At 36.7% G+C, this 26,499-nt stretch carries 29 protein-coding genes; 12 read left to right on the plus strand and 17 right to left on the minus strand.

Annotated elements, in window-relative coordinates; genetic code table 11:
• Positions 1 to 609 carry a superoxide dismutase gene (locus SJY44_RS03615; RefSeq protein WP_396591323.1) on the plus strand — a complete coding sequence of 203 codons (609 nt, stop codon included), beginning with the start codon at positions 1 to 3 and terminating at the stop codon, positions 607 to 609.
• A 669-nt stretch (positions 610 to 1,278) separates the two neighbouring features.
• Here SJY44_RS03615 and SJY44_RS03620 read toward each other — a convergent pair.
• The 4 genes from SJY44_RS03620 to SJY44_RS03635 form a co-directional block, all read right to left on the minus strand.
• Positions 1,279 to 3,177: an amidophosphoribosyltransferase gene (locus SJY44_RS03620; protein ID WP_396591324.1), complete on the minus strand. Its 1,899-nt coding sequence runs from the start codon at positions 3,175 to 3,177 to the stop codon at positions 1,279 to 1,281.
• A 45-nt stretch (positions 3,178 to 3,222) separates the two neighbouring features.
• On the minus strand, positions 3,223 to 4,149 hold the full coding sequence (locus SJY44_RS03625) for a PfkB family carbohydrate kinase (protein WP_298923776.1): 927 nt from the start codon (positions 4,147 to 4,149) through the stop codon (positions 3,223 to 3,225).
• Between the two features lie 97 nt (positions 4,150 to 4,246).
• Positions 4,247 to 4,882 carry a ribonuclease H family protein gene (locus tag SJY44_RS03630; RefSeq protein WP_298923777.1) on the minus strand — a complete coding sequence of 212 codons (636 nt, stop codon included), beginning with the start codon at positions 4,880 to 4,882 and terminating at the stop codon, positions 4,247 to 4,249.
• Positions 4,872 to 5,447: a phosphoribosylglycinamide formyltransferase gene (locus SJY44_RS03635; RefSeq protein ID WP_396591325.1), complete on the minus strand. Its 576-nt coding sequence runs from the start codon at positions 5,445 to 5,447 to the stop codon at positions 4,872 to 4,874. Before SJY44_RS03635 ends, SJY44_RS03630 begins: the two co-directional genes overlap by 11 nt.
• A gap of 162 nt (positions 5,448 to 5,609) precedes the next feature.
• Between SJY44_RS03635 and SJY44_RS03640 the strand changes: the two genes are divergently transcribed.
• The 5 genes from SJY44_RS03640 to pyk all read left to right on the plus strand — a co-directional run bounded on the left by SJY44_RS03640 (position 5,610) and on the right by pyk (position 9,963).
• Complete coding sequence (locus SJY44_RS03640; RefSeq protein WP_298923780.1) at positions 5,610 to 5,843, plus strand: acyl carrier protein; 234 nt, start codon at positions 5,610 to 5,612, stop codon at positions 5,841 to 5,843.
• Positions 5,844 to 5,941: 98 nt separating this feature from the next.
• On the plus strand, positions 5,942 to 7,192 hold the full coding sequence (gene fabF, locus SJY44_RS03645; RefSeq protein ID WP_396591326.1) for a beta-ketoacyl-ACP synthase II: 1,251 nt from the start codon (positions 5,942 to 5,944) through the stop codon (positions 7,190 to 7,192).
• Between the two features lie 11 nt (positions 7,193 to 7,203).
• Positions 7,204 to 7,947 (plus strand): ribonuclease III, encoded by a 744-nt coding sequence (gene rnc / locus SJY44_RS03650; RefSeq protein ID WP_298923784.1) that lies wholly within the window; start codon positions 7,204 to 7,206, stop codon positions 7,945 to 7,947.
• 100 nt (positions 7,948 to 8,047) lie between these two features.
• The gene (locus tag SJY44_RS03655) at positions 8,048 to 8,518 is read left to right on the plus strand and encodes an IPExxxVDY family protein (RefSeq protein ID WP_298923787.1); all 471 of its coding nucleotides are present in this window, start codon (positions 8,048 to 8,050) and stop codon (positions 8,516 to 8,518) included.
• A gap of 2 nt (positions 8,519 to 8,520) precedes the next feature.
• Positions 8,521 to 9,963, plus strand: coding sequence for a pyruvate kinase (gene pyk / locus SJY44_RS03660; protein WP_298923789.1), 1,443 nt, complete (start codon positions 8,521 to 8,523; stop codon positions 9,961 to 9,963).
• Between the two features lie 19 nt (positions 9,964 to 9,982).
• On the opposite strand, the gene SJY44_RS03665 is transcribed toward pyk, so the two are convergent.
• On the minus strand, positions 9,983 to 10,504 hold the full coding sequence (locus SJY44_RS03665) for a PAS domain-containing protein (protein ID WP_396591327.1): 522 nt from the start codon (positions 10,502 to 10,504) through the stop codon (positions 9,983 to 9,985).
• Between the two features lie 173 nt (positions 10,505 to 10,677).
• On the opposite strand from SJY44_RS03665, the gene SJY44_RS03670 reads away from it, so the two are divergent.
• The 4 genes from SJY44_RS03670 to SJY44_RS03685 all read left to right on the plus strand — a co-directional run bounded on the left by SJY44_RS03670 (position 10,678) and on the right by SJY44_RS03685 (position 12,781).
• Positions 10,678 to 11,526 (plus strand): helix-turn-helix domain-containing protein, encoded by an 849-nt coding sequence (locus tag SJY44_RS03670; RefSeq protein WP_396591328.1) that lies wholly within the window; start codon positions 10,678 to 10,680, stop codon positions 11,524 to 11,526.
• Positions 11,527 to 11,617: 91 nt separating this feature from the next.
• A complete protein-coding gene (locus SJY44_RS03675) occupies positions 11,618 to 11,776 on the plus strand; it encodes a hypothetical protein (RefSeq protein ID WP_165819345.1) in 159 nt (52 codons plus the stop codon).
• 31 nt (positions 11,777 to 11,807) lie between these two features.
• Entirely contained in the window at positions 11,808 to 12,356 is a 549-nt protein-coding gene (locus SJY44_RS03680) for a carboxymuconolactone decarboxylase family protein (protein ID WP_396591329.1), read from the plus strand.
• Positions 12,357 to 12,388: 32 nt separating this feature from the next.
• Positions 12,389 to 12,781 carry a plastocyanin/azurin family copper-binding protein gene (locus SJY44_RS03685; protein WP_298923797.1) on the plus strand — a complete coding sequence of 131 codons (393 nt, stop codon included), beginning with the start codon at positions 12,389 to 12,391 and terminating at the stop codon, positions 12,779 to 12,781.
• A 53-nt stretch (positions 12,782 to 12,834) separates the two neighbouring features.
• On the opposite strand, the gene SJY44_RS03690 is transcribed toward SJY44_RS03685, so the two are convergent.
• Entirely contained in the window at positions 12,835 to 13,416 is a 582-nt protein-coding gene (locus SJY44_RS03690) for a TetR/AcrR family transcriptional regulator (protein ID WP_298923799.1), read from the minus strand.
• 225 nt (positions 13,417 to 13,641) lie between these two features.
• On the opposite strand from SJY44_RS03690, the gene SJY44_RS03695 reads away from it, so the two are divergent.
• Positions 13,642 to 14,073, plus strand: a complete 432-nt coding sequence (locus tag SJY44_RS03695; protein ID WP_396592115.1) for a COG2426 family protein — start codon at positions 13,642 to 13,644, stop codon at positions 14,071 to 14,073.
• 49 nt (positions 14,074 to 14,122) lie between these two features.
• Here SJY44_RS03695 and dinB read toward each other — a convergent pair whose 3' ends face one another.
• Positions 14,123 to 15,223 (minus strand): DNA polymerase IV, encoded by a 1,101-nt coding sequence (gene dinB / locus SJY44_RS03700; protein ID WP_396591330.1) that lies wholly within the window; start codon positions 15,221 to 15,223, stop codon positions 14,123 to 14,125.
• A gap of 27 nt (positions 15,224 to 15,250) precedes the next feature.
• Here dinB and SJY44_RS03705 point away from each other — a divergent pair, with 27 nt between their 5' ends.
• The gene (locus tag SJY44_RS03705) at positions 15,251 to 15,724 is read left to right on the plus strand and encodes a CYTH domain-containing protein (RefSeq protein ID WP_298923805.1); all 474 of its coding nucleotides are present in this window, start codon (positions 15,251 to 15,253) and stop codon (positions 15,722 to 15,724) included.
• On the opposite strand, the gene SJY44_RS03710 is transcribed toward SJY44_RS03705, so the two are convergent.
• The 10 genes from SJY44_RS03710 to SJY44_RS03755 form a co-directional block, all read right to left on the minus strand.
• Positions 15,725 to 17,020, minus strand: a complete 1,296-nt coding sequence (locus tag SJY44_RS03710; RefSeq protein ID WP_396591331.1) for a Zn-dependent hydrolase — start codon at positions 17,018 to 17,020, stop codon at positions 15,725 to 15,727.
• An 86-nt stretch (positions 17,021 to 17,106) separates the two neighbouring features.
• A complete protein-coding gene (locus tag SJY44_RS03715; protein ID WP_396591332.1) occupies positions 17,107 to 17,586 on the minus strand; it encodes a GyrI-like domain-containing protein in 480 nt (159 codons plus the stop codon).
• An 8-nt stretch (positions 17,587 to 17,594) separates the two neighbouring features.
• Positions 17,595 to 18,614, minus strand: coding sequence for a phenylalanine--tRNA ligase subunit alpha (gene pheS, locus SJY44_RS03720; protein WP_298923810.1), 1,020 nt, complete (start codon positions 18,612 to 18,614; stop codon positions 17,595 to 17,597).
• Positions 18,607 to 19,317: a hypothetical protein gene (locus SJY44_RS03725; RefSeq protein WP_396591333.1), complete on the minus strand. Its 711-nt coding sequence runs from the start codon at positions 19,315 to 19,317 to the stop codon at positions 18,607 to 18,609. The genes pheS and SJY44_RS03725 overlap by 8 nt, the downstream gene beginning before the upstream one ends.
• Before the next feature lie 18 nt (positions 19,318 to 19,335).
• Positions 19,336 to 21,198 carry a SulP family inorganic anion transporter gene (locus SJY44_RS03730; RefSeq protein WP_396591334.1) on the minus strand — a complete coding sequence of 621 codons (1,863 nt, stop codon included), beginning with the start codon at positions 21,196 to 21,198 and terminating at the stop codon, positions 19,336 to 19,338.
• A 115-nt stretch (positions 21,199 to 21,313) separates the two neighbouring features.
• The gene (locus SJY44_RS03735; RefSeq protein ID WP_298923814.1) at positions 21,314 to 21,940 is read right to left on the minus strand and encodes a carbonic anhydrase family protein; all 627 of its coding nucleotides are present in this window, start codon (positions 21,938 to 21,940) and stop codon (positions 21,314 to 21,316) included.
• Positions 21,924 to 23,531 carry a SulP family inorganic anion transporter gene (locus SJY44_RS03740; RefSeq protein WP_298923817.1) on the minus strand — a complete coding sequence of 536 codons (1,608 nt, stop codon included), beginning with the start codon at positions 23,529 to 23,531 and terminating at the stop codon, positions 21,924 to 21,926. The genes SJY44_RS03735 and SJY44_RS03740 overlap by 17 nt, the downstream gene beginning before the upstream one ends.
• A 78-nt stretch (positions 23,532 to 23,609) precedes the next feature.
• Complete coding sequence (locus SJY44_RS03745; protein WP_396591335.1) at positions 23,610 to 23,918, minus strand: hypothetical protein; 309 nt, start codon at positions 23,916 to 23,918, stop codon at positions 23,610 to 23,612.
• 56 nt (positions 23,919 to 23,974) lie between these two features.
• Positions 23,975 to 24,739: an SH3 domain-containing protein gene (locus SJY44_RS03750; protein WP_298923820.1), complete on the minus strand. Its 765-nt coding sequence runs from the start codon at positions 24,737 to 24,739 to the stop codon at positions 23,975 to 23,977.
• Positions 24,736 to 26,469, minus strand: coding sequence for a BatD family protein (locus SJY44_RS03755; protein WP_298923822.1), 1,734 nt, complete (start codon positions 26,467 to 26,469; stop codon positions 24,736 to 24,738). Before SJY44_RS03755 ends, SJY44_RS03750 begins: the two co-directional genes overlap by 4 nt.
• Between the last annotated feature and the right edge of the window lie 30 nt (positions 26,470 to 26,499).

Below are 26,499 nucleotides of genomic sequence, written 5' to 3' on the forward strand. Positions count from 1 at the left end.
ATGGCTTTTGAATTACCAAAACTACCCTATGCATATGATGCCTTAGAGCCACATATAGACGCAAGAACAATGGAGATTCACCATACAAAGCACCATAATGGATATACTACTAAATTAAATGGTGCAATTGCGGGAACAGATTTAGAAGGAAAAGGAATCCTTGATATTTTAGCCAATTTGGACATGTCCAATGGGGCAGTAAGAAATAATGGTGGTGGATTTTATAACCATTCTCTTTTCTGGGAGGTTATGTCTCCAAATGGAGGTGGAACACCAAGTGGAAATTTAGCTGCGGCCATTGACGATGCTTTTGGCTCTTTTGATGCATTTAAAGAAAAATTTAGCGCAGCTGCTGGTACAAGATTTGGGTCAGGTTGGGCTTGGCTATGTGTTCATAAAGGTGGCAAGGTTGAGGTTTGCTCCACTCCAAACCAAGATAATCCAATAATGCCAGAAACAGGATGTGGAGGACACCCTGTCTTAGGATTGGATGTCTGGGAACATGCATACTATTTAAATTATCAGAATAGAAGACCAGATTATGTAGAAGCATTTTTCAATGTAATTAATTGGGACAAGGTTTCGGAAAATTACGAAGCCAATAAATAATTAGGAGAGAGAATCCTGTTAAACTTAAAAAGGCCGAGCACAGTTCTGTGCTCGGCCTTTTTATTTTATAAATGCACCAAATAGAAAAGGGTGAGGAAGCCCTCACCCTTTTCGTCCCAAATCTTACCATAAACTTAACCTACTTATGCTATGGCAAAACTAAATTACTGGTATTGTGAGAAATAACAAAAGTTTTTGAGGAATTTTTTGATTCTTTGAAAAAAAGTTGCGAATAATTCAGCGAGGAAATTTGTTAAATCCTTGGGACTCAAATATAAAGAAGGCGGAGATTTCTCCGCCTTCTTTCCCCAAATCTTACCATGAACTTAACCTACTTATGCTATGGTCCTCCAAATGTAAGTCAAGGCTATGCTTAGTGAGAAAGCTTTTAGATGAAACCCTCGTTATTTGGTTGAATTACCAATCTTGTGGTTAGAGCGTACTATTACTAAAGAAAAGGATTACGTGATGCGGTATTTGGATTACTTAAAATAAAAAAGGTGGAATAGCTTCCACCTTTTTTGCCCCAAATCTTACCATGAACTTAACCTACTTATGCTATGGCAATACTAAAGTAGGTTTGACTTTTACCTGAGAATCAAAAAGACGGCAACATGCACGTTTCATCGATGAAATGCACACATTAACTTTAATTTAGATAGGACTCAATTAATATGCCCTTTCGTTCTTCCCTTCGTAGAAATTAATAAAAGCTCTGTTTACGACCCTGTTTCCTCCAGGAGTGGGATAATCCCCAGTGAAATACCAATCCCCTAAATTTTTTGGACAAGCCTGGTGTAAGCTTTCAATACTTTGATAGATAATATCTACTTCAGCATTGATACCTTCCGGACTCAAGATTTGAGCAATCTTTTTTGAAATTTGCTCAGGTGTAAAAGGCTCATAAAACTCTTTAACATGGTTAACAACTTCCTTGTCTTTAGAATTAGTTTGAGTTAAGCACTTTTCGTAGATCTCTTTTATTTTATCAGTGGTTCCATTTTCTTCGTGAAGCGCTTGGGCTGCTTTAAAAGCAACAAAATCTTCTAGTTTGGCCATATCTATACCATAACAATCTGGGTACCTTATTTGGGGAGCAGAAGAAACTACTATTATTTTTTTTGGAGATAACCTATCAAGAATTTTTAAGATACTCTTTTTTAAGGTCGTGCCTCTAACAATACTGTCATCAATAATTACCAGGTTGTCATTTTCCTTTACAGAGCCATAGGAGATGTCATATACGTGGGTTACAAGGTCATCTCTGCTGCTATCTTGCGTAATAAAGGTTCGTAGCTTAGCATCTTTAATAGCCACCTTCTCAATGCGAGGTCTAACTTCCAAAATTCTATGAAGCTCTTCACCTGTAATTTTTGGGCCTAAGGCTAGAATTTGTTCTTCTTTTTTTGCGTTAAGGTAGTTCTGTGCCTCCTTTACCATACCAAAGAAAGAAGTCTCGGCAGTATTGGGAATGTATGAAAAGACTGTGTTTACCAAATCATCATTTATGGCTTTTAAAATTTTTGGAAACAAGAGTTTACCCAACATTTTTCGTTCTTGGTAAATCTCTTTATCACTTCCTCTTGAAAAATAAATACGTTCAAAAGAACATGCTTTTCTTTCCGTGGGTTCAAGTATTTCCTCTAAATGAACAGTTCCTTTTTTCTTTATGATTATTGCATGTCCAGGGTCTAATTCCTTAACATCCTCGTATTTAACATTGAAAACAGTTTGAATAGCGGGTCTTTCCGAAGCTACAACCACAAACTCATCATCTTTGTAGTAATAAGCTGGTCTAATTCCTGCTGGATCTCTAACTACAAAAGCATCTCCATGACCCAACAAACCGCCCATAGTATAGCCGCCATCCCAATTCTTGGAAGCTTTGGTCAATATTTTTGCCACATTAAGTCGTTCCGCAATTAAGGGCGAAGCTTCCCTTTTATTAAACCCTTCTTTTTTTATTTGTTTGTAAAGCTTGGCAACAGCATCATCCAAGAAATGCCCTATTTTTTCCATTACGGTAACCGTATCGGCCATTTCTTTAGGGTGTTGGCCTATCGTAACAAGATTATTAAAAAGCTCATCAACATTGGTCAAATTAAAATTACCAGCAACAATTAGGTTACGGTGCATCCAATTGTTCTGTCTTAGGAATGGGTGAACGCTTTCAATACTATTTTTCCCAAAGGTGCCATATCTAACATGACCCATCAACAATTCACCTATATAGGGGATGTTCTTTTTCTGAAGCGCAACATCATCTACATATTCTGGGTTTTGTGTTAGAGAAGTATTAATGCGATCATTAATTTGGTCAAAGATGTCCTGTATTGGTTGCTGCTGTGCAGAACGCACCCTACTCATGTAACGCTCTCCAGGATCCATATCCAGTTTTATACTTGCAAAACCAGCACCATCTTGACCTCTATTGTGCTGTTTTTCCATCATTAGGTACATTTTGTTTACGCCGTAGAACGCTGTACCATATTTTTCTTTGTAGTACTCCAGAGGTTTAAGCAAACGGATCATTGAAATTCCGCATTCGTGCTTAATCGCATCACTCATATCTATATAAAATAAAAAAGCCCCGAAATAGTTCAGGGCAGTTATTTATGTTAATTCAATATTGAATTGTGTCAATTCTTTAAACTGCAACAAACGTTTGTCAATTTCATGTTTTTGCAGTGATATCATTCGTTCCGTTCCAAATTTCTCCACACAAAATGAAGCCAAATTAGAACCATGAATAATGGCATTCTTTATACTTTCAAAAGAAATATTTTTTGTCTGCGCCAAATGGCCAGCAAATCCGCCGGCAAATGTATCTCCAGCTCCAGTAGGATCAAAAACTTCTTCTAATGGTAGCGCGGGAGCAAAGAAAATATGTTCTTCATGGAATAAAAGGGCACCGTGTTCTCCTTTTTTAATAACTACGTATTTAGGTCCCATTTCCTGTATTTTGGCTGCTGCCTTCACCAAGGAATATTCATTGGTCAATTGACGGGCCTCTTCATCATTTATGGTAATTACATCAATATGCTTTATTACCTCAATCAACTCCGTCCATGTATTATCCATCCAAAAATTCATGGTATCCAAAATGATAAGTTTTGGTCGCTCTTCCATTTGATTGATTACACCTATCTGAATATTAGGATGTAAATTTCCAAGCATAACCACATCGGCATCTTTGAAATGTCCTGGAACAATAGGATTAAAATCACCTAAGGTATTTAGTTCTGTAACCAAAGTATCCCGTGAATTTAGGTCATTGTGGTATTTTCCTTTCCAATAAAAGGTTTTACCGCCTTTAACGATTTCAACCCCAGAGATATCTATGTTTCTGTCAGCAAAAATGTCTAAATAAGACTGTGGGAAATCATCACCTACAACAGAGACTATAGCAGATTCTACATTAAACTGGTCTGCTGCCAAACCTATAAAAGTGGCTGCTCCACCCAATATTTTACCTGTCTTGCCAAAAGGGGTTTCAATAGCATCGAAGGCCATACTCCCAACAATAAGCAATTTGCCCATTTGTGTAAATTTGCTGCAAATATACACTTAGATATTCCATTTATCATAACAGAGTGGACAATTAAGGAAAACTGGATTCAATTGTACAAAGCGTGGCTCACTTTCTTCCAAAATCTGCAGGAATTTCACCCCAGGCCTTGGTTTCCCATTTAGCAATAGGCGTATTGTAAGAATTTTTCTTTAACCATTCCTCGGCCCGTTCAATAAGTTCAAAGACTACTTTGTTTTTAGCATTTTTCTTCAACTTGGTGCCACATTTTTTCTTCCTTACCCAACCCATTGCAATTCTAGAATCTGAATAAAGTATGCGGGTACTTTTGTTATTTTTTAGAAAGGCCAATCCGTGCACGAGCGCTAAAAACTCACCTATATTGTTTGTTCCCTGTTCAAAAGGCCCCTGTTTAAAAAGCGTTCTTTTAGTTTTGGTATCTACACCTTGGTATTCCATCTTACCAGGATTACCACTAGAGGCAGCATCTACCGAAATGGAATTATAATTTGGCTCCCCAATTTTTAATAATTCTTCTGGGGTTAATTCCTTTTTGCTTTTTGACTTCCCTTTATATTCCAAATAATTGCTGTTAAAGGCTTTTTTTGCTTCTGCAAAATCTTGGAAAGATTTATACTGAGCTCCTTTGAACCCTTCAATTTGAGCTTTGCAATCAGCCCAAGCTTCATAAATACCAGGTCGTTTGCCTTTCCAGACAACATAAAATTTTCTCTTATTGGCCATCTTTCAATAGAAGTTTTTCTATCACCTTTGGAAAATGCTCATATTCCAGTTGATGCACTTTTTTAGCTATAGAATTGGCATCATCTGAAGGAGTAACCGTTGTTTTGGCCTGAAATATAATGGCTCCTTCATCATAATTTTCATTGACGTAGTGAATAGTGATACCCGTTTCTGACTCTGAATTGTCCTTAACAGCTTGATGTACTTTGCCGCCATACATGCCTTTTCCACCATATTTAGGTAACAATGCTGGATGAATATTAATGATGTTATTGGGGAAAACTTTTATTAAAGAAGCGGGTATTTTCCATAAAAACCCGGCCAAGACAATTAAATCTGGATTTAGGGCTTTGAGTAATCTAATCACTGCATCAGAACCAGAGAAAGCTGTTTTGTTAAAGTAGAAAGCTGGTGTTTCAAGTCTTTCGCAACGTTCCAAAACCGCGGCGGTTTTCTTGTTGGTTAGCACTGCACAAACCTTTATAGAATCCGTTTTCTTGAAAAAAGAGATAATATTTTCTGCATTTGAACCACTACCTGAGGCTAAGACTATAATTCGCTTCATTTGGGGACTTCTACTATGATTATGGACCTTTATTTATAAGGCTAAAGTAATATTCTGGAACAGAAGATGTTTAATTTAAAGCACATTTTATCGACAAATGGTGTATTTAATCCAAAGTTTTATATTTTTGCCAACGATTAAATTTTTAAAACCGATATAATTATGTCAGACATTGCATCAAGAGTAAAGGCTATCATCGTTGATAAACTAGGTGTTGATGAGAATGAAGTAGTGCCAGAAGCCAGCTTCACCAACGATTTAGGAGCGGATTCCTTGGACACTGTTGAACTTATCATGGAGTTTGAAAAAGAATTTGATATTCAAATTCCTGATGATCAAGCAGAAAACATTGCAACTGTTGGTCAAGCCGTCAGCTATATAGAAGAAGCGAAGTAATTTTATGATATCTTACTAAAGATTTTAAATTATCCATGTGATGATCATCACATGGATATTTTTTTTAATTTAGGTTCTAAAGGTTAAAAAATAGTTCAATGCAGTTAAAGCGAGTAGTAGTTACCGGAATGGGTGCGTTAACACCTATTGGGAACAATTTAGAGGCATATTGGGAAGGACTAAAGAATGGTAAAAGTGGTTGTGCGCCCATAACGTATTTTGATACGGAAAAGTTCAAGACCAAATTTGCTTGTGAACTTAAGGACTATAACCCACAAGATTTTTTTGATAGAAAGGAAGCTAGAAAATTAGACAAGTTTGCTCAGTATGCTTTGGTTTCTTCAGATGAGGCTATTGCAGATGCTAAATTAAATCTAGACGAGATAAATAAGTTGCGGGTAGGTGTTATTTGGGGAGCAGGAATTGGAGGTCTAGAAACCTTTCAGCAAGAAGTTTTAAACTTTGCCGAAGGAGATGGAACCCCAAGGTTTAATCCATTCTTTATTCCAAAAATGATCGCAGATATTGCACCAGCCAATATTTCCATAAAACATGGATTTATGGGACCAAACTACACTACGGTTTCTGCGTGTGCTTCTTCTGCCAATGCTATGTTCGATGCTTTAAACTCAATTCGTTTAGGGTATTGTGATGTAATTGTTACAGGAGGAAGTGAAGCAGCAGTTACTATAGCTGGAATGGGTGGTTTTAATGCCATGCATGCGTTATCTACCAGAAACGAAAGTCCGGAAACAGCTTCAAGACCGTTTGATGGAACCAGAGATGGTTTTGTTTTAGGGGAAGGAGCAGGTGCTTTAATTTTGGAAGAGTATGAGCATGCCAAGGCAAGAGGAGCAAAAATATACGCGGAAGTTTTAGGAGGGGGATTATCCAGTGATGCCCACCACATGACTGCTCCACATCCGGAAGGTATTGGTGTTGTTGAGGTAATGAAGAATTGTTTAGAGAATGCAGGACTGAAACCAGAAGATGTAGACCATATAAATACTCATGGAACTTCTACACCTTTAGGTGATGTGGCTGAACTTAAAGCTATTTCTAAAGTTTTTGGAGATCATGCTAAGAATATAAATATCAATTCTACAAAATCAATGACCGGGCACTTATTGGGTGCAGCAGGTGCTATTGAGGCTATCTCGGTCATATTGGCAATGGAACACGGTGTTGTACCTCCAACAATTAACCATACTACGGTAGATGAAAATATTGACTCTTCACTTAATTTGACCCTTAATAAGGCACAGAAACGTGAAGTTAATGTAGCTATGAGCAATACTTTTGGTTTTGGTGGACATAATGCCTGCGTTTTGTTCAAGAAATTAGGGTAGTTTTGTAAAAGATGAGATTTACTTCTAAAATATTCAATTCCCCACCGAAAACGGATGGGGATTTTTTTTTGGGAGTTAAAAAAATTCTAGGTTTCAAACCCAAGGACATAGAAATTTATAAAAAGGCTTTTCTGCACCGTTCTGTAAACAAAAGAGATGAAGAGGGGAACCCCATGAATTATGAACGCCTCGAATTTTTAGGGGATGCCATGTTGGGAACAATCATATCAAAACACCTTTACAATGAAGTTCCAGAAGGGGATGAGGGGTATCTTACCAAGATGCGTTCCAAGGTTGTAAGTAGAAAACACCTAAATGAATTGGGTAAAGACCTAGATCTTTTACGCTTTGTTGAGAGTAGAATCCCCAAATCACATTTTGGAGAAAACATACATGGAAATGTTTTTGAAGCTTTAGTAGGGGCAATTTATTTAGACAAGGGTTATACATATTGCGAGAAGTTTATCAAGGAACGAGTCATAGAACCTTATGTTGATATTGAACAGTTGGAAGGCAGGGTCATCAGCTATAAAAGTTTGGTCATAGAATGGTGTCAAAAACAAAAAAAGTCCTTTAATTATGACGTTTATGAAGACACCGGCAATGATGAATTAAAGCATTTTGCTGTTAAACTTACCATAGGAGAAAAAATACTGGCAAAGGCCAGGGCAACTTCCAAAAAGAAAGCAGAAGAAAAAGCATCAAGGAGGGCATATTTTGCATTGCAGAGCAGAATTGAAAATGAGCAACTTTAAATAAAGGTAAACTCTAACGTTTTCGTAGGGTTTCAGAAGTGCATTGTCCTATTTCAACTAGGCTGGCAAATGTATTAAGAGTATATTTACAGTTCGTGTTATGGCTATGTCAACGACGCATAAAATATCAGCAGACTTTTATGATGATAACTTTCAGCTCATCGCCATACATAGTGGCCTGGAGGATTATGCTATGACCTATGCTATAAACTCCAACTGTCAACTGCATTTAAAAAGAATGGAAAATGATTTGCAATTTGACAAAAACCTTTCGTTTTCTGTGTTTGAATGGGATGATGAAATGAATGATATGTGTTGGACACTAATTTCCAATAAATGTATGGTTGAAGAGGTTGTCCCATCAGATGGCTTTTTTGAAAGCAATACTTCCTTTAGGACAAATCATTTGATAAAAGAACGAAAGGAAGTTGATTATTTTTTAAAAATTGATGCTGGAGACGAATTAAAACTTGAAGAACAAGTTAGATTCATTAACAAAATACCTAAAGTTGTAACGGCCTATCCGTTAGAAACACAGACCTTAAAATCAAAAAGAAACCTAATCTTTTAGCAATGCCAACTAGAAAGAAGACAAAAATTGTAGCGACCCTAGGTCCTGCCACAAGTAAGAAGGAAGTCCTTAAAAATATGATGGAAGCGGGAGTGGATGTTTTTAGGATAAATTTTTCGCACGCTTCCCATGACGATGTTGCGGAACGCATTCAAATGATACGGGATTTAAATGGGGAATTGGGGATTAATACTTCAATACTTGCAGATTTACAAGGACCAAAGCTTAGAGTAGGGGTTATGGGAGGTGAAGCTGTTGTTGCTCCTGGAGATGAGATTACTTTTGCTACTGGGGAGCCTTTTGAAGGAACGGCAAAGAGGGTTTATATGAACTACCAAACCTTTCCTCAAGATGTAAAACCTGGTGAACTAATTTTATTGGATGATGGAAAATTAATTTTTGAAGTTAAATCCACGAACGGGAAAGATGAAGTTAAAACAACCGTTATACAGGGTGGTCCGTTAAAATCAAAAAAGGGGGTGAACTTACCCAATACAGATATTTCATTACCTGCTTTAACGGAAAAAGATATCAAGGATGCCATATTTGCCATTTCGCAAGAAGTGGATTGGATGGCACTTTCTTTTGTACGCCATAGTCAAGACCTTATTGGTTTACAGGATTTAATTAACAAACACTCCGAGCATAAAATTCCAATCATCGCCAAAATTGAAAAACCAGAAGCAGTTGAGAATATTGATAAAATTGTTGCGTATTGCGATGGTTTAATGGTTGCTAGAGGTGATTTAGGTGTGGAAGTTCCAGCACATGAAGTTCCTCTTATTCAGAAGAAATTGGTATTGCGGGCAAAGAAAGCTAGAATTCCCGTAATTATTGCCACGCAGATGATGGAGACTATGATTACAAGCCTTACTCCTACACGTGCAGAGGTCAATGATGTTGCAAACTCGGTAATGGATGGAGCTGATGCTGTAATGCTTTCCGGTGAAACTTCTGTGGGGAATTACCCGGTTCAAGTAATTGAAAAAATGTCAAGCATTTTAAATAGTGTTGAAGGCTCTAGTTTAATTAACGTTCCGCAAACACCACCTCATATCCGTACCAAAAGATATATTACCAAATCGGTTTGTTACCACGCGGCCACAATGGCAAACGAAATCCAGGCAAAGGCTATTTCTACACTTACAAATAGCGGATATACAGCTTTTCAAATATCGGCATGGAGACCAAGTGCCCACATTCTCGTTTTTACCTCTAACAAAAGGATTTTGACGCAATTAAATTTGTTATGGGGAGTAAAGGCCTTTTATTATGATAAATATGTTTCTACAGATGAAACCATAGAAGATGTAAACCAAATAGCCTGCAAGAAGGGGTTTTTGGATGTAGGAGATATGCTTATAAGTTTAGCGGCAATGCCAATAAAAGAAAAAGGAATGGTGAATACTTTGCGTATTACCGAAATAGAAACTTGTTCTTTTTAGAAAAACAGGTTAAGAAGATTTAGGCAACTTCCTTTTCAAAGGCGATAAAGTTTACCACTTTACCGGCTTTATCAAAAACAGGAGAACCCTGTATCCAACATTTATATGGAGAGCCATTTTTTCGATAGTTGAGCAAAACAACTTCAAAGGGGTCATTATTTTTTATAGCGTTTGAAACTTGTTTTGTGGTTTCAACACAAGTTTCTTTACCCTGAAACATTTTTGGTTTTTTCCCTATAACTTCATCAGATTCATAACCGTTCATCTGAAACATATTTTGGGAAGCATAAACGATGTTAAGATTGGCATCGGTTACAACGACAACATGTTCCTTGTCCATGATTTCATTACGGAAGGGCATCTCATTTTCCCATTTTTCTTTTTGGGCCAAATCACTTAAGTTTTTGACGTCTTGAAGATTTTTGCAGACTTTGCCAAAGTGTTGCGCATAAATATCCAATGAGCTTAATGGATAGCTATTTATTTCTTTGTTGCGATAAAAGTTGTTTATCGCTTCATCATAGAATTTTGTCTTTTCCATGCCCAATACTATAAAAAGTTTTAACAGTAGTAAAATCTAGGCAATACATTAACAGTATTGTTTAAGAAATCCTTTAAAAGGGGTTTTAAAATGGATGTAAGTATCAACAAGATAGCGTGACTAACAACTGGAAAAACCTGATTCTGCAACAATAAATTAGAAGGCAAAGTTTAATGAGACATGAATTTAAAGACCCTAAATTGGGTGCTATTTTAGGGCTAACGGATGACATTAAAAGAGATAATGATCGTTTCTCTATAACTTCCAATACGATCAAATTTTTATGGAACAGAAATGATGAACCCATAAAATTTGTTGTAGATGATATGGTTTTAGAACTTATGCCCAATCAAATTGTAACGGTCACCTACTTGCAAAATGTTTCCTTTACTAAAACCGACTTGCCACTTTCGGCTATCCTTTTTAATAGGGAGTTTTATTGTATTTCTGATCATGACAGTGAAGTCTCTTGTAATGGCATTCTCTTTTTTGGAACACAAGATTTACCGATAATTTCTATTCCAGAAGACCAACTACGAAAATTTAATATATGGTTTGAGGTTTTTTTGGAAGAATTCTCCACACCAGATAACATTCAAGGTGATATGCTTCAAATGCTTCTGAAAAGATTGATAATCATGAGTACCCGTTTAGCCAAGGAACAGCATATTGTTAAAGCACTTAATAACGAACAAGTAGATACCATTAGAAAGTTCAATTATCTAGTAGATATTCATTACAAAACCAAACGGAAAGTAAGTGATTATGCAGAAATGCTATTTAAATCACCTAAAACCCTATCTAATCTCTTTTCAATCTATAATCAAAGATCTCCACAACAAATTATTCTGGAACGTTTGACCTTGGAAGCAAAAAGACTTATTCATTTTACAGATAAGCAAAATCAGGAAATCGCTTTTGATCTAGGATTTAATGATCCAGCACATTTTAGTCGTTTTTTTAAAAAAATGACCCAAAAAACACCTTCGGAATACCGAGAAAACCTACTTATTTCTGCTTAAGGGAAACTTAGGCAAGCGGTCGGGAAATTACTACTAACAACACCCTGTCTTTTCGCTACATCTTTGCATTGTAATTAAAAGTAAAGTAAAGATGAACGCAATAGAAAAATCAGTTTTCAATCTCATAGAGATATTTAGAACTTCTAAGAAAGCAGAAGTACAGACCCTTATACCAGACACACATTGTGAGCAGAAGCATCACCATGATTTTTATTGTGATGCAGAAAAACCATTTGTAAAGAATTTTTAACCCATATAATAATTAAATAAAAGATAGAATTATGAGCACATTTAACGTACCTAAAAGAGAAGAAGTAAGTAGTAACAATCAAGCAATTTTTGACAACCTGGAAAAAGCAGTTGGCTTTGTTCCAAACCTTTTTGCCACCTATGCATACTCAGAGAATGCATTGGGTAATTATTTAAACCTTTCCAACGCTAAAACATCTTTGAAAGCGAAAGAAAAAGAGGTTGTAAACTTGGCCGTAAGCGAAGTGAACAGTTGTATTTATTGTTTGTCCGCACATACTGCAATAAGTAAAATGAACGGTTTCACAGATGACCAAATATTGGAATTAAGATCAGGGAATGCATCTTTTGACAATAGATTGGATGCATTGGCAAAATTGGCCAAGAACATCACAGAAAATAGAGGAACTACAGATGCAACCGTTTTAGACAATTTCTTTACTGCAGGTTGGACCAAAGAAAACCTTATTGATACAATTGTATTGGTAGGAGACAAAACGATTTCAAATTATATCAATAACACAACAGAAGTACCAGTTGATTTTCCAGTAGCTAAGCCTTTGGAAACAGTTGAAGCATAATAAATAAACCATAATAAATTAAATATCATAAAATGAGAAAAGTAATTGCAATTTTAGTATTTGCTGTTGGAACAGTATTTTCTGTAAACGCACAGGATAAAATGATGAAGGATGCACCGGTCAGAACACTGTCTTTGGAGCAAACTTCTGGAGAGTTTACACAAAAACAAATTACCGTTTCTGAAGGAACATATGTTTTTGACATTACGAACAATGGAGTAGGACATGAAGTAGGTTTTGTGTTGGTTAAAAAAGGGAAAGACGTTAGTAAGCCTGAAAACCATATCCAGACTGCTTATGTTACTCAAGCGGTAAAAACAGGAACTTCACAAACGTCAAAGCCAACTAAATTGGAAAAAGGAGAATACGTGTATTTCTGTCCTTTAAACCCTACATCAACGGATAATACCTTGATTGTAAAATAGTAACAAGTGTTATATAAATAAAAAGAGCCCCTTCAATTTTGAAGGGGCTCTTTTTATTGTACTACTTCAGAATTAGCAAAAAGTAATGGTGCTATGCTTCTAGCCGTATAGATGGGCCAATCATTTTTGAACAAATGACTCTCGGTAATGGCGCTATCATATAAAAGGTAGATTCCTCCAGATATTTTTTCGGTCTCGGCCTTGGAGATATTGGTAATATTGTCACCAACAACCTCTCCTAAGTACAATAACAGTTCTTTTTTTTGCTTCTGTATTACCCCTAAAATTTTTTTCTGTTTAGGTGAAAGTTCACCCAACGTTTTAAGTCCCCAACAACCATGAAAATCTTCCTCTCTGTACATATCCCTTAAAAGGTCAAAGATGGCCAACAACTGATTTCTCCCTTTTTTCCTCTTGGAAACATAACTTTTTAAGGATTCCAAGAAACTATCGTGGCGCTGTTTTAGATAAGCCATACAAATGTCCTCCTTGGATTTAAAATGGCTGTACAGCGTAGCTTTTGCTATACCAGATTTAGAAATAATTTCATTGATTCCCGTTGAATTATATCCGTTGGTATAAAAGAGATTACTTGCTGAAGTGATTATTTTGTTGTGTATTGTGATTTCCCCCATGGTATAAATATAACAAAAGACTGGTCTGTCTAGTTATTCTTATAAAAATTCAAATTTAAACACTTGTATCAGAGGGCGTTAAGATTTATGCTACGCTTATTTTAGTTCTATATATTGAGCTAGGAGTTTTAATTATAATTTAGCGTTTTATAGCATTGATTAAAGCATTTTCATGACTAGTTTAGCGGTCTAAATGATGCTGTGATATTAGACCTGTTAACTGCCATGCTTTGGAGTTTATCCCCTTTTGGTGAATCTAAATTGGGAATACCTTATGGGATTATGAGAGGCTTAAATAGTTATGTAGTTCTTATTGCCTGTTTTCTCGCCAATCTTTTGGTTTTTCCTTTAATGATGTTCTTTCTTGAGAACATTAATCGTTATTTGATAAAATGGCGTTTCTATAAAAAATCGGCAATCTATGTTGCCAAAAGGGCAAAGATCGGAACAGCAGGGAAAATTCAAAAATTCGGCTTTTTTGGTCTAGTGCTATTCGTTATGATTCCCTTGCCTGGTACAGGGGTGTATGCTGGTAGCATTGCATCGTATCTTCTTAAAATTGAAAAAAAGAAGGCATTTTTCGCCAACGCCCTTGGAATCTTCTTCTCTTCTATTATTATTTGGGCATTGACCATTTTTTCTGTAGAAGCAGTATAATTTTAGTTTTTGGATAAACGTAACCGGTTTTGATTGATTTAGATTGTAATCAAAAATCAAATTTGAGTTGAACTAAAACGGATTCTTTTTTTAGCTCTTCCTTTTTTTTCTCGGTGTTGAGGTTTGCCAACGAAATTCCCAATAAGCGAACAGAGTTTTCTAAGGTTGACTGATACAATAATTCTTTGGCGGTTTCTAGAATCAGCTCTTTTTTTGCAATATAATAGGGCAACGTTTTGCTTCTGGTCTGGAGTGTAAAATCGCTGTATTTAATTTTTAACGTAATGGTCTTGCCTGCTATTTTAGATTTTTGAAGCCTTCTTTCCAATTCATTGGCAATATTCTCTAATTTTTCCAGCATAAAGACTTCACTACTAAGATTCTCAAAGAAGGTGCGTTCCGCACCTACAGATTTTGGAATTCGATGGGGCTTTACTTCACTGTTATGAATTCCACGCACCACATAATAGTAGTATTTTCCACTTTTTCCAAAAGTGCTATCTAGAAATTCCAAGGATTTTTGCTTTAAATCGTTCCCTGTGAAAATCCCGAGCTTATACATTTTTTCCGCGGTCACTTTTCCCACCCCATAGAATTTCCGAATATCAAGGTCTTCCAAAAATCGGATGACTTCTTCAGGATTTACGGTTTTTTGCCCGTTTGGCTTATTATAGTCACTGGCTACTTTTGCAATAAACTTATTGATGGAAATTCCGGCAGAAGCTGTCAACCCTGTTTTGTCTAAAATCTTTTGTCGAATTTCTTTGGCGATAAGTGTTGCAGAAGGGTTGCCTTTTTTGTTTTCAGTTACATCTAGATAGGCTTCATCCAAGGAGAGTGGCTCTACCAAATCGGTATACTCGAAAAAGACACTTCTTACTTGTTGTGAAATCTCTTTGTAACGCTCAAAACGTGGTTTCACAAAAATTAAATCTGGACAGTTTTTTCTAGCAATATAACCAGCCATTGCACTACGCACACCAAATTTTCTGGCCTCATAGCTTGCCGCTGAAACTACACCGCGTTTGGAACCCCCGCCAACAGCAACAGGTTTTCCTTTAAGCTCGGGATTGTCATGTTGCTCCACAGATGCGTAAAAGGCATCCATATCCACATGAATGATTTTTCGTAAGGGAAAATCAAAGTCCATACTCAAATTTAGGGTATATTTATTTTGATGGAGCAATTAGAAATAGAACGCAAGTTTTTAGTAAAGTCGAACGCTTATAAAAAGGATGCAAGTTCTCAAACTCGAATTGTTCAAGGGTTTTTGAATACGGACCCAGAAAGAACAGTTCGTGTTCGAATAAAAGGAAATAAGGGCTTTTTGACAGTTAAGGGAAGAAGTAATGACTCGGGAACAACCCGGTTTGAATGGGAAGCAGAAATAAGTATCAGTGAGGCTACCAATTTGATTGATTTATGCGAGCCGGTTATTTTAGAGAAAATACGGTTTGAAATTCCCGCTGGAAATCATGTTTTTGAAGTAGATGAATTCTTTGGGGAAAACAAAGGATTAGTCGTTGCCGAAATTGAACTTGAGCATGAAGATGAGGTTTTTTTAAAACCAGACTGGTTGGGAACAGAGGTTACGGGAGAAATTAAATATTATAATTCTCAACTAAGTAAAAAACCTTTTATTAAATGGTAACTAGTCCAATTTCTTATCAAGCGCTAAAATAGTATGCAATAAAACATTGGCTCCATTCGCCATATCTTCAGCAGAGGTAAATTCTTTAGGCGAATGACTTATTCCATCTTTGCTTGGCACAAAAATCATTCCTGTTGGCGCTATGGTAGCTATATCTTGTGCATCATGTCCTGCTCCACTGGGCATATATTTGAAAGTATATCCAAGTTTTGAGGCAGCAATTTCTATTTCCTTTTGAATTTCAACAGCTGTCAATGCAGGTTTGGCAGTAGTATCCAGGGGGAGGAATTCTATATTTACATTGGATGCGGCAGCTATTACTTCGCCTTTGGCTTTTATTGCTTGAAATACTTTTTCGATGACATCAGAAGATAGATCCCTAATTTCCAAACTAGTGATTACTTTTCCAGGGATAACATTGGGTGCACCAGGTTCTGCCTTAATACGGCCTACTGTACCTACTTGACTTCCATTAAAACTATTGGTAATTTCATTCACGGCAACTATGAATTTAGCAGCTGCCAACAGTGCATCTTGTCTTGCATTCATTGGTGTAGTACCTGCGTGGTTACCAAAACCGGTAAAAACTACATCCCACCATTTAAGCCCAACAATGCCTTCTACTATGCCAATATCTAGATTTTCTTTGTCAAGAATGCCACCCTGTTCAATATGAAGTTCTAAAAAAGCAGCCATATCATCTTTTTTTCGAGCCACCTTGGCAATTTGTTTGGTGTCTCCGCCTAATCTCATAATGCCTTCTCCCATAGAAAAGCCAGTAGTATTTACCACTTCAAAAGCTTTTGTGCTTAGATGTCCAGACATTGCTCGGCTGCCCATAACGCCACCTTCTTCATTAGAGAAAATAATAATCTCTAGAGGGTGTTTGGTCATTATGTTGTTTTCATTTAGTGTTTCAATAACTTCTAAAGAGGCCATGGAACCAACACAGCCATCGTAATTGCCACCGTTGGGTACCCTATCAATATGTGAACCAAAAGAAATAACTTTTTTAGTTGCGTTTTGGCCTTTTCTATGACCAATAATATTACCGGCATAATCAACAGAAACTTGCAAACCTTGAGCTTTTAAGGTCAGTATGACCCAATTTCGAGCTTCAATATCAGCATCGCTAAAAGCAACTCTTTCTGTTTCTCCGTTTTCTTGCAGACCAAACTTTGCAAGTTCAAAGATTCGATTTTCAAGGCGATCTTGATTAATACTGAGCTTGGATTTCTGAGCTACTATAGTGCTTAATGAGAAGAAAATTAAAAGTGAAACGAGTCGAGTTAACATAATTTAATGCGTAATGGATGTTACAATTGACCTAAATATAGTTATAAAAAGACTCTTGTATTTACCCGCGTATAAAATGGCAGCACTTACTTTTTTTGCACTGGAATCCAAATTTCCTCTTCAGAATTGGAATCGTTGTTTTTGTAGTTCCTTCCCAAGACTTCAAAATGTGGCCTATCGTCCAGTTGATATTCAGAATTATTAGGGAGCCATTCGGTAAAAATGTATTGAAATATAGATTTATCCGCGCTGGATCCTTTATAGAAAAACACTGCGTATTCTCCGCTTGGGAGTGTAAAAGATTCCAGTCCATCTGGAACTGTATGGCAATTTAAAACTTCAACAGCGGCCCATTTTACAAATTGATTGGTAGGGTTAAAGTTTAAAAAATACGATGGACCATAAATTTGCATAGAGATGAAATCGGAGGAAACTCTATTTTCAATTTCTTGTGCTTTGGGTCTGAAACCCCTCCATAGTTCAAAAGTTGAATTATTGGCCAAGCTCATGGTAAAATGTGTGCCTACCAATTTCTTTTCCTCAAGAAGTACAATACGTGGCTGCATGTGCTTATTTAAAGGGCACTTTTGAACTGCTCTAAAAAGCGAATGTCGTTTTCACTTAATAAACGAATGTCAGAGATTTGATGAAGTAATAAAGCTATACGATCAATACCCATTCCAAATGCAAACCCTGAGTAAACTTCCGGGTCAATTCCACAGTTCTGCAGTACGTTTGGATCTACCATTCCACAGCCCATAATTTCTAACCAGCCTGTACCCTTGGTCATACGATAGTCCGTTTCGGTCTCAAGACCCCAATACACATCAACTTCAGCACTTGGTTCCGTAAACGGGAAGTAAGAAGGGCGTAAACGAATCTTTGATTTTCCAAACATTTCGGATGTGAAGTATTGTAATGTCTGTTTCAAATCGGCAAATGAAACGTCTTTATCTACGTACAATCCTTCTACCTGGTGAAAGAAGCAATGTGAACGTGCCGAAATGGCCTCGTTACGGTATACTCTTCCTGGCGATATGGTACGAATTGGAGGTTTGTTATTTTCCATATAACGAACCTGAACGGATGAAGTATGTGTGCGCAACAGCACATCTGGGTCAGTCTGTATAAAGAAAGTATCCTGCATGTCTCTAGCGGGATGATACTCTGGTAGGTTCAGTGCGGTAAAATTGTGCCAATCATCTTCAATCTCTGGCCCTTCGGAAACATTGAAACCAATTCTTGAAAAAATATCAATAATTTGATTTTTTACAATGGAAATAGGATGTCTTGCCCCAATTTCTATTGGTTCTCCCGGTCTGGTTAAATCACCGTATTTTCCTTTTATTTCTGCCGTATTTTCCAAAGCTGTTTTTAAAGAATCAACTTTTTGAGTGGCAGTATTTTTTAACTGATTGATAACCTGTCCAAATTCTTTCTTCTGTTCATTAGGTACATTTTTGAACTCAGCAAAGAACGTATTCAAAAGCCCCTTTTTCCCCAAATACTTAATCCGGAAAGATTCTATTTCATCTTTTGAAGTTGAAGTGAACTGTTCTACTTCACTCAAATGTTCCTTAATGGTCTCAATCATGGTCGATAGCGCTATTGGCCGACAAATTTAGCAAATTGTCTTTGAATATATAGGTAATAAGAAAATGAACCGCAACTCCACCCAAAAAGTGCCATAACCAATGAGTACCCATCGGGAAAATAGTCTGGGTTAAGTCGATACTTCTAAAGTATATGGCAATCGCAAAGATTAGAAAAGCAAAAACTACCCAACGCATGTTTGTAAACTTAGTTTTAGAAAGATACCAAACAAGGGGAACCATAATTGTAAGGGCGGTTATAACATACCCAATGGAAATACGGATAACTTCTTGCATTGGAAGTATTCGTAATACATACGATGTTCCAAAAAGGGCAGCTATAAACAAAACTCTCTGCCACCATTTAGAAACTATTTTAAAAATGAAATAAATGACCATTGCAAAGCAAAGCAACATTATGGGAACCCAGTCCAACAAGAGCCAAAATTCATGACTTCTAGTAGCGTGATAAATGGTACCGCCCACATAACTAATGGCAATGATTGGCAAAACCAATGTAAGAAATTGATGTTGTCTGGGATTTCTATAGACTTTCATGCCCCAATACCAGAGTATAATCAGGAAGATAAGGTTGCTAAAAGCATTGTAAGGCTCTACAATTAATCTACCTGCAATTGTTTCTTTATATATTGGTCCAGAATCGTTTGGAAAATTTTGGAAGAATGTCAGAAACAATAGAAGCATTAATTAATCAGTATGGATTTAAGCTATAATTTTGTCCTTTACATTTAGCTCTACCCACTTCATACAACTTTTAAAATTTTCAAAAATATGCTCCTTCGGTATTAAATCGGGGATTATATCAATCCGCTCCATCATGTATCTGGGTTGATCTAGAATTTCTACCAGTAGTACATAAACATCCCTGTTTTTTAGATCTTGTAGTACATCTTCCATGGCGTAAAGACCGGTTTGGTCCATGTATTGCATTCTGCCCATTCTTATAATTACAGTAGAAGCAGTATCTGGAATTTGATCTGCTAGCTGCTGAAATTCACTGGTCGAGCCAAAAAATAGAGGACCCTTAACGTGTTTGATAAAAACCTCATCTGCTAAATTTTTAGGAAAGTCTTTTTCATCAGCCCAAGCTTTTTCCTTGGACAATGGCTTTACATCTGATCGCTTTGCCGTTAAATCCCCCATTTTTTTCATGAACATCAAAGAGGCAAATACCAGCCCTATTCCTACTGCGTAAACCAAGTTCCAAATGGAAGAAAGAACCATTACAGCTAACATTATTATTACTTCCGAACTAAGTTTTAAGGGGCCTAGCCTAATATCTTTTGGAAGATATGGTATGGCTTTTAGACCTTTATAATCCATTACACCAATACCTACCGTGACCAAAATACCCGCTAAGACAGCTGCAGGAATTTGAGAAGCAACAGGCCCTAAGGCCAGAAGTATAATGAGTAAAAGGATACCTGCTACCATACCGGATAATCTTGTTTTCCCTCCAGAATTAATATTGACTACAGTCCTAATTGTGGCTCCAGCTCCAGGAATACCCCCAAAAAGCGCTGCAACACTATTTCCTATTCCCTGTCCAACCAATTCTTTGTTTGGTTTATGCTTGGTTTGCGTCATATTATCCGCAACTACAGAGGTCAAAAGAGAATCTATGGCACCTAAAAGAGCCAAAGTCAATGCGGTAAAAACATATGGGGCAATAGAGTTAATCTTGAATTGTGTAAAAATTTCTAAGTTTGGAAGCGGCAAACCACTTGGAATTTCTTCAATTGGGCGATAGGGTAACCCAAACCCAAATGCTATTCCTGAAACTACAATTAATGCGACCAAGGTGCTTGGAACAGCAGTAGTTATACGTTTAAAGCCATAAATAATAAAAATAGTCGCCAACGCAAGGACTAACTCAAGCCAGTTAATACTTTTCAGTGCCCGTGGCAATACTTTAAAAGTGCCTATTACTCCAGAAGCATCTTTTGCTGCCAACGTTTTGGCTTCCTTTTGCATGTCCGCGGGAGTAATCTCTTCCGCTCTCTTAATGGTTTCTTCAAAATCCTCTAAAACCAAAATCCCTTCACCTGCTTCTTCTCTAAGAATATTTTCCAATATTTCTTCTTCTGCATCAGCCATAAAACGACTTACATATTGGGTATCCTCTTTAGGATAATAACCAACGGCTGGAAGGATTTGAGTAACTAAAATTATAACTCCAATAGCTGTCATAAACCCGGAAACCACGGGATAGGGGATGTATTTTATATATTTTCCCAAGCCCATAAGTCCAAGTCCAATCTGCATGATACCAGCCAAAAGGAATATGGTCAATATTGCAGGAAGCGCTTTTCCAATATCACCGTCATTAATGGCAACAATACCACCAATAACAACCATACTCACTGCAGTCATAGGTGCGGTGGGGCCAGAAATTTGAGTATTTGTACCTCCAAAAAGAGCAGCAAAAAAACTAATAAAAATAGCACCATATAACCCGGCGCTGGGGCCTAGGCCAGAACTTACACCAAATGCAAGAGCCAATGGTAAGGCTACGATGCCAGCTGTTATACCACCAAATAAATCTCCTTTAAAATGCTTGAACATGGTCGCTATTTAGGTTATATAGTATTGCTGTCAAGATACTACTTTTGGGATAGTAAAAAAGGCCAATGAAATGTTAAACACTGACCTTTTTAGTATTAAATTTTATGAACTAAATCTACATGTAGTGAACTTTTCCGTTTGAAATATCATACATACCACCAACGATAAGGATTTCCCCGTTATCTTCCATTTCTTTTAAGACCGGACTTTGTTTCCTTATATTATCAATGGTCATTTTTACATTTTTTTCAGCCACAGAGTTTACAAAATCAAGATTTTTGGAAGTACGTTGACTTGCATCTGATGGCTCTGAAACAGCATTCACCGCGGGCCTTATTTTGCTAAGGAGCTCTGTGAGATTTCCCATTTTGGCATCATCGCATGCACCTTTTACGGCTCCACAACTTGTATGGCCCAAAACCACAATTATTTTTGTGCCCGCTAACTTACATGCAAACTCCATACTGCCCAAAATATCGGCGTTGACAATATTACCGGCAACCCTTGCACTAAAAATATCTCCAACACCTTGGTCAAAAACAAGTTCTGCGGAAACGCGTGAGTCTATACAACTAAGAATAGTTGCAAAAGGGTATTGACCGGTTGTGGTTTCTGTTACTTGTGCCAATAAATTTCTATCTGTCTGATTTTGCTCTACAAAACGCTTGTTCCCTTCCTTAAGAAGTTCCAATGCTGTGTTAGGGTTTAATGCGGCCTGTGTTTCTTTAGTCTGTGTGATCATATTGTAGATTTTTATGTCGATTAATGTCTAATTGAAAAAATTGAATATAACTATCAGGGTTTTCAACCATTCCTCTTTCGGAAATTAGTTTTATTCCTATGTTCTTGTTTCTTGCTTTTTCTGAAAAATCTTCCAGAATTTCGATAATGTCATTATCTAAGTAGCGTGTCTTTCTTACATCCAATTCAAGATATGAATTTTCAGGAAGACTATCCAACTCTTTAAGAATGGCTCCTTTATTAAAGAAAGTTACTTCTTCCGCTAAGGTCATTTTTATCTTATGGGCACCATTACTCTTGTCTTCAATGTGCAAGAAGTGAGAATTTTGGTAACTTTTAATCAAGATGACAATAATACCTACACCTAATCCAAGTCCAATTCCTATCAATAAATCAGTAAATACAATACCTACTACGGTAACTACAAAGGGGACAAATTGTTTCCACCCTAAATTATACATCTTTTTGAATAATCCTGGTTTTGCCAATTTATATCCAACTATAAAGAGAATAGCGGCTAATACGGATAAAGGAATCATATTTAGCAACTTTGGAATAAGCATCACTGAAATCAAAAGGAAAAAACCATGAATAATAGCCGATGCCTTGGTTCTACCTCCAGATTGTATGTTTGCCGAACTACGAACAATTACTTGGGTAATAGGTAAACCTCCTATCATACCAGAAATACTGTTTCCAATTCCTTGGGCCAATAATTCCTTGTTGGTTGGGGTAGTTCTTTTATAGGGATCTAATTTGTCAGTTGCTTCAACGCACAATAAGGTTTCCAAACTGGCCACTAAGGCAATTGTAAAAGCGGTAATCCAAATTTCAGGGCTTCCAATAACAGCAAAGTTTGGAAACCTTAAAAGATTTCCAAAGGACTCAATACTATCTGGAATAGGAACACTTACTAAATGATTACTTGATATAGCCAAGGACTCATTGTCCTTTGTGAAAATAAAATATAGGATTCCGACAACAACGGCTACCAAAGGACCTTGTACCAATTGAAATACTTTTGATTTTTTACTTAGTACCTTATCCCACAAAATGAGAATAAGTAATGCAGCTATGGCAACAATGGTTGCACCGGGACTAATAAAATTAAAGGTATTTATGATTTCACTGAAGGTATTTTCTCCATCTACTTGAAAAAAGGCAAAATCTCCCTCTGGATCTGCATCATAGCCAAAAAAGTGTGGAATCTGTTTTAGAATAATAATAATTCCAATTCCTGTAAGCATGCCTTTAATAACGGATGATGGGAAGTAATACGCGATTACCCCAGCTTTTAAAATACTAAAGATGATTTGGATAATACCCCCAAGCACAACGGCCACAAGGAAATTCTCAAACCCGCCCAAGGCAGTTATTGCGGTCAATACTATTGCAGCCAAACCAGCTGCGGGACCACTTACGCCAATTTGAGAACCACTAAGAGCCCCAACGATAATTCCACCGACGATACCAGCAATTAAGCCAGAAAATAAGGGAGCTCCACTGGCAAGGGCTATACCCAAACAAAGTGGTAATGCCACAAAAAACACCACAACACTTGCTGGCAAGTCATTTTTTAAATACTTGAACATGATAGTAAAATAGTTTAGTCTTCAGAATGTAAATTCTGTTGAAGACAGTTAGAAATTGATTAAAGCAAAACGGAGGTATTAAACCAATTTCCGGGGAGGGGGGAGAAGTATTTCAACTTTAAAATCTGAGTTTGAAAAGAGATATCTGTTACAGCCTTGATTAGGGTTTTGAAAAAACATACTATCTGAAGAAGTAAAACTGCTTAGAAACAGATTTTTTTCATCAAACTTTTTCTCAGACTCTTTTTCTTTGCTCTTTTCCTCTTCATTGTTATCCATAAGAACAACGATATCATAATCGTTATCCAACAACGGAATAAGAGACGGTGCCAATATGGAAAATATTAGCATAACAGCAATAAGAGGAAAGGCTATTGTTTTTAGCACCGTGTTGTTTTAACGCAAAAATAATAGTAAAGCTATTAGTTTTTGTTAAAAAAAATCTAAAAATCTTTCAACAATCTTAGATTTTCGTCAAGTAACCACCCAGTTTGACCATCTGCCAGTCTAATTTTTTTCCAATCATTGAGTTTTTCAAGCACGTTGACCTTTGTTCCTTCATGCAATGTAAAGACAACTTCACTGTTGTTGTTTGGCTCCGAAGTGATTTTGATTTCTTTGCTAAAGATAATCGCTGGATTGTCCGTTTTAAAGTCTTGGTACTGTAAATAGGCAATTAAAATACTTACCACTCCAAGTATTAAAGACATTACACTGGCAATAAAAGCAATTCGTTTTTGTGTGGCAAAACGCAAGAAGAAATAAGATAGATAGGCCAAAACAAACAAAATAAATAATGATACGGCCAAATATGCCCATTGATCAAAGGATAATATGTTTACAAAATCACTATACAGTTGAGCAATGTCTGTTTTGGGCATTTTTTCGACAGCGTCTAACCTCATATTTTGGGCATATCCCAGATTGTTTAGTATTTCGCCATCATTTGGTTTCAGAAGAAGTGCCTTCTCATAATAATAGATACTCGGGCCTATGGCATTAAGTTTATAATGGCAATTCCCTAAATTGAAATAAAGCTCCGCAGAATGTTCTCCGTTTTTAAGAATCTGTTCATACTTATCAATCGCTTTCGTGTATTCACCTTTATTATAGTTTTCCGTAGCAGCTGTAAAAAGAGAATTGCTTTGGGAAATTCCAAAATAGAATGAAGACAAACAGATTAAAATTGCTAGTGTTTTTGTACTCATAATTGTTTGTCCAATTTAGAGATTACTTCACTAGCTTTATCATAGTCATTCTGCATTTGTACATCGGAGAATGGGCTGTAACGTGCCATTTCACAATTCTTGAGAAGCCCAATAAACCCTTCTGTATTCTCCGTGCTTACTTTCTTTTCAGTGAGAATGGCCGTGATTTTTTCCTTACTAAATTCGGAAGTTTCAATCTTCAATTTAGCTTTTAAATAATTATGAAGTCCTTTTTCTAATGCTACGTAAAACGCTTCCTTATTTCCAAGTTCTTTTTTTGCAGTATAAAGGTATTTTTTGGCAAGCTTATTGGCACGTTTTATTTTGTTTCCTGCCACATCACTAGCAATAGCTTCTCTTTTCTTAAAAGAAAATACAGCAATCGGGATTAATAACAATGGAGCAAAAAGCATGAGGTAAAAGCTATTTGAACCAAAGAAGTAATTTGTTCCGATTTTACTCAAATTTGGGCTCAGTTTTATAAAATGAAATTGTTTTCCGGTGGCAACTACAAATTGTTTGTTATTAGATGAAGAGATACTGTTATCTGTGGATGAACCTACTGGCCCTTCCATTACTTCAATATTTATTTCTTCTGAATTCAAAGTAACATATTTTGAGGTCTTTGGATTGAAATAACTGAATGAAATACTTGGTATGGGGTATTTACCTCTGAATGATGGAACTATTGTATAATTGTCTGCAACCTTACCCTCCATTCCAGAAATATTTGTTCGCACGTTTTCATCAAACTCTGGTTCATATACTTCAAGAGCGCTTGGCAACTCTGGTTCTGGAAGCTGGAAAAGTTTTAGATTTCCTTTTCCTGATACTTCCACTTTTGCTTGAAGTGATTCTGAAGCATTCAATTGCCTTTTACTGGCTGTTACGGAGAATTCAAAATCACCAACCGCTCCGCCAAAATTTACTGGCCTGCCAGCTTCGGGTAAGGGTTTTACATTTAAGGTGCGCCTACCAGCAGAAACTGTTTTGCTGGTTTGGGTGTAAATACGTCCTCCAAAAAAATCTCTCCTATTTGTTGGAACATCTACAAAAATTTCAAGTGAAAGAGGTTCAATTTCCAAACTCCCAAATTTTTGAGGATATAACACTACTCTTTTTAAAATAACAAAACGATAAGGCTTGCCCTGATAAGTTCCATTTTGTGCGGTATGTTTAGTTACAGGAATGTCCTGGCTCCAAAAATTGTTGTATTTGGGATTATCCAAAGGGCGATAATTTGTAACACTTATAGATGGACTTACATAGAGTTTGTACACTACGGTCACAGCTTCATTTAGATATGGGTTTCCCTTGGAAACTTCTGCAACCAAATGGAGACTTTCATCTGCGACATCGTCAACTGTTTTTTCGTCACTTGGTTTATCCACGGCGCCAGTCACCTCTACTGCTTTGGGTAAGGTCTTATAAGTTTCTCCGCTAATTTCTATCGTAGCCTGTTTTATGGTAAACCTACCCCTTGCCGTAGGCACTAAAATATAAGAATAGGATTTTGAAAAACTTCGCTTACCATTGATCCATGAAGAACTAATGGATTGTGAGGGCCCCATGACCACCTTAAAACCTTCAAAAGGAGGAGGGCTAAAGTTATCTCCATCTTTGTTCATGGTGAATTCTACCCTAAGGCGTTCATTTATACCCAACTTTTCTTTGCTGAGTTTTATTTCAAATGAAACCTCATTTTCTTGGGCATAAGAAGAAACACCCATAATTAGGGTTACGCTTAAAACAAACAAAAT

Source organism: Allomuricauda sp. R78024 (assembly GCF_044596045.1).
In the GTDB taxonomy this organism is placed as follows: domain Bacteria; phylum Bacteroidota; class Bacteroidia; order Flavobacteriales; family Flavobacteriaceae; genus Flagellimonas.

Coding starts and splice junctions, on each gene's coding strand:
- rnc (WP_298923784.1), top strand. CDS start 7,204: ATGAGATTTACTTCTAAAATATTCAATTCCCCACCGAAAACGGATGGG.
- SJY44_RS03710 (WP_396591331.1), bottom strand. CDS start 17,020: ATGTTAACTCGACTCGTTTCACTTTTAATTTTCTTCTCATTAAGCACT.
- SJY44_RS03635 (WP_396591325.1), bottom strand. CDS start 5,447: ATGAAGCGAATTATAGTCTTAGCCTCAGGTAGTGGTTCAAATGCAGAA.
- SJY44_RS03715 (WP_396591332.1), bottom strand. CDS start 17,586: ATGCAGCCACGTATTGTACTTCTTGAGGAAAAGAAATTGGTAGGCACA.
- pheS (WP_298923810.1), bottom strand. CDS start 18,614: ATGATTGAGACCATTAAGGAACATTTGAGTGAAGTAGAACAGTTCACT.
- SJY44_RS03725 (WP_396591333.1), bottom strand. CDS start 19,317: ATGCTTCTATTGTTTCTGACATTCTTCCAAAATTTTCCAAACGATTCT.
- SJY44_RS03685 (WP_298923797.1), top strand. CDS start 12,389: ATGAGAAAAGTAATTGCAATTTTAGTATTTGCTGTTGGAACAGTATTT.
- SJY44_RS03740 (WP_298923817.1), bottom strand. CDS start 23,531: ATGTTCAAGTATTTAAAAAATGACTTGCCAGCAAGTGTTGTGGTGTTT.
- SJY44_RS03665 (WP_396591327.1), bottom strand. CDS start 10,504: ATGGAAAAGACAAAATTCTATGATGAAGCGATAAACAACTTTTATCGC.
- SJY44_RS03755 (WP_298923822.1), bottom strand. CDS start 26,469: ATGGGTGTTTCTTCTTATGCCCAAGAAAATGAGGTTTCATTTGAAATA.
- SJY44_RS03730 (WP_396591334.1), bottom strand. CDS start 21,198: ATGTTCAAGCATTTTAAAGGAGATTTATTTGGTGGTATAACAGCTGGC.
- pyk (WP_298923789.1), top strand. CDS start 8,521: ATGCCAACTAGAAAGAAGACAAAAATTGTAGCGACCCTAGGTCCTGCC.
- SJY44_RS03695 (WP_396592115.1), top strand. CDS start 13,642: ATGCTTTGGAGTTTATCCCCTTTTGGTGAATCTAAATTGGGAATACCT.
- dinB (WP_396591330.1), bottom strand. CDS start 15,223: ATGGACTTTGATTTTCCCTTACGAAAAATCATTCATGTGGATATGGAT.
- SJY44_RS03615 (WP_396591323.1), top strand. CDS start 1: ATGGCTTTTGAATTACCAAAACTACCCTATGCATATGATGCCTTAGAG.
- SJY44_RS03625 (WP_298923776.1), bottom strand. CDS start 4,149: ATGGGCAAATTGCTTATTGTTGGGAGTATGGCCTTCGATGCTATTGAA.
- SJY44_RS03670 (WP_396591328.1), top strand. CDS start 10,678: ATGAGACATGAATTTAAAGACCCTAAATTGGGTGCTATTTTAGGGCTA.
- SJY44_RS03690 (WP_298923799.1), bottom strand. CDS start 13,416: ATGGGGGAAATCACAATACACAACAAAATAATCACTTCAGCAAGTAAT.
- fabF (WP_396591326.1), top strand. CDS start 5,942: ATGCAGTTAAAGCGAGTAGTAGTTACCGGAATGGGTGCGTTAACACCT.
- SJY44_RS03735 (WP_298923814.1), bottom strand. CDS start 21,940: ATGATCACACAGACTAAAGAAACACAGGCCGCATTAAACCCTAACACA.
- SJY44_RS03655 (WP_298923787.1), top strand. CDS start 8,048: ATGGCTATGTCAACGACGCATAAAATATCAGCAGACTTTTATGATGAT.
- SJY44_RS03705 (WP_298923805.1), top strand. CDS start 15,251: ATGGAGCAATTAGAAATAGAACGCAAGTTTTTAGTAAAGTCGAACGCT.
- SJY44_RS03620 (WP_396591324.1), bottom strand. CDS start 3,177: ATGAGTGATGCGATTAAGCACGAATGCGGAATTTCAATGATCCGTTTG.
- SJY44_RS03675 (WP_165819345.1), top strand. CDS start 11,618: ATGAACGCAATAGAAAAATCAGTTTTCAATCTCATAGAGATATTTAGA.
- SJY44_RS03630 (WP_298923777.1), bottom strand. CDS start 4,882: ATGGCCAATAAGAGAAAATTTTATGTTGTCTGGAAAGGCAAACGACCT.
- SJY44_RS03750 (WP_298923820.1), bottom strand. CDS start 24,739: ATGAGTACAAAAACACTAGCAATTTTAATCTGTTTGTCTTCATTCTAT.
- SJY44_RS03680 (WP_396591329.1), top strand. CDS start 11,808: ATGAGCACATTTAACGTACCTAAAAGAGAAGAAGTAAGTAGTAACAAT.
- SJY44_RS03640 (WP_298923780.1), top strand. CDS start 5,610: ATGTCAGACATTGCATCAAGAGTAAAGGCTATCATCGTTGATAAACTA.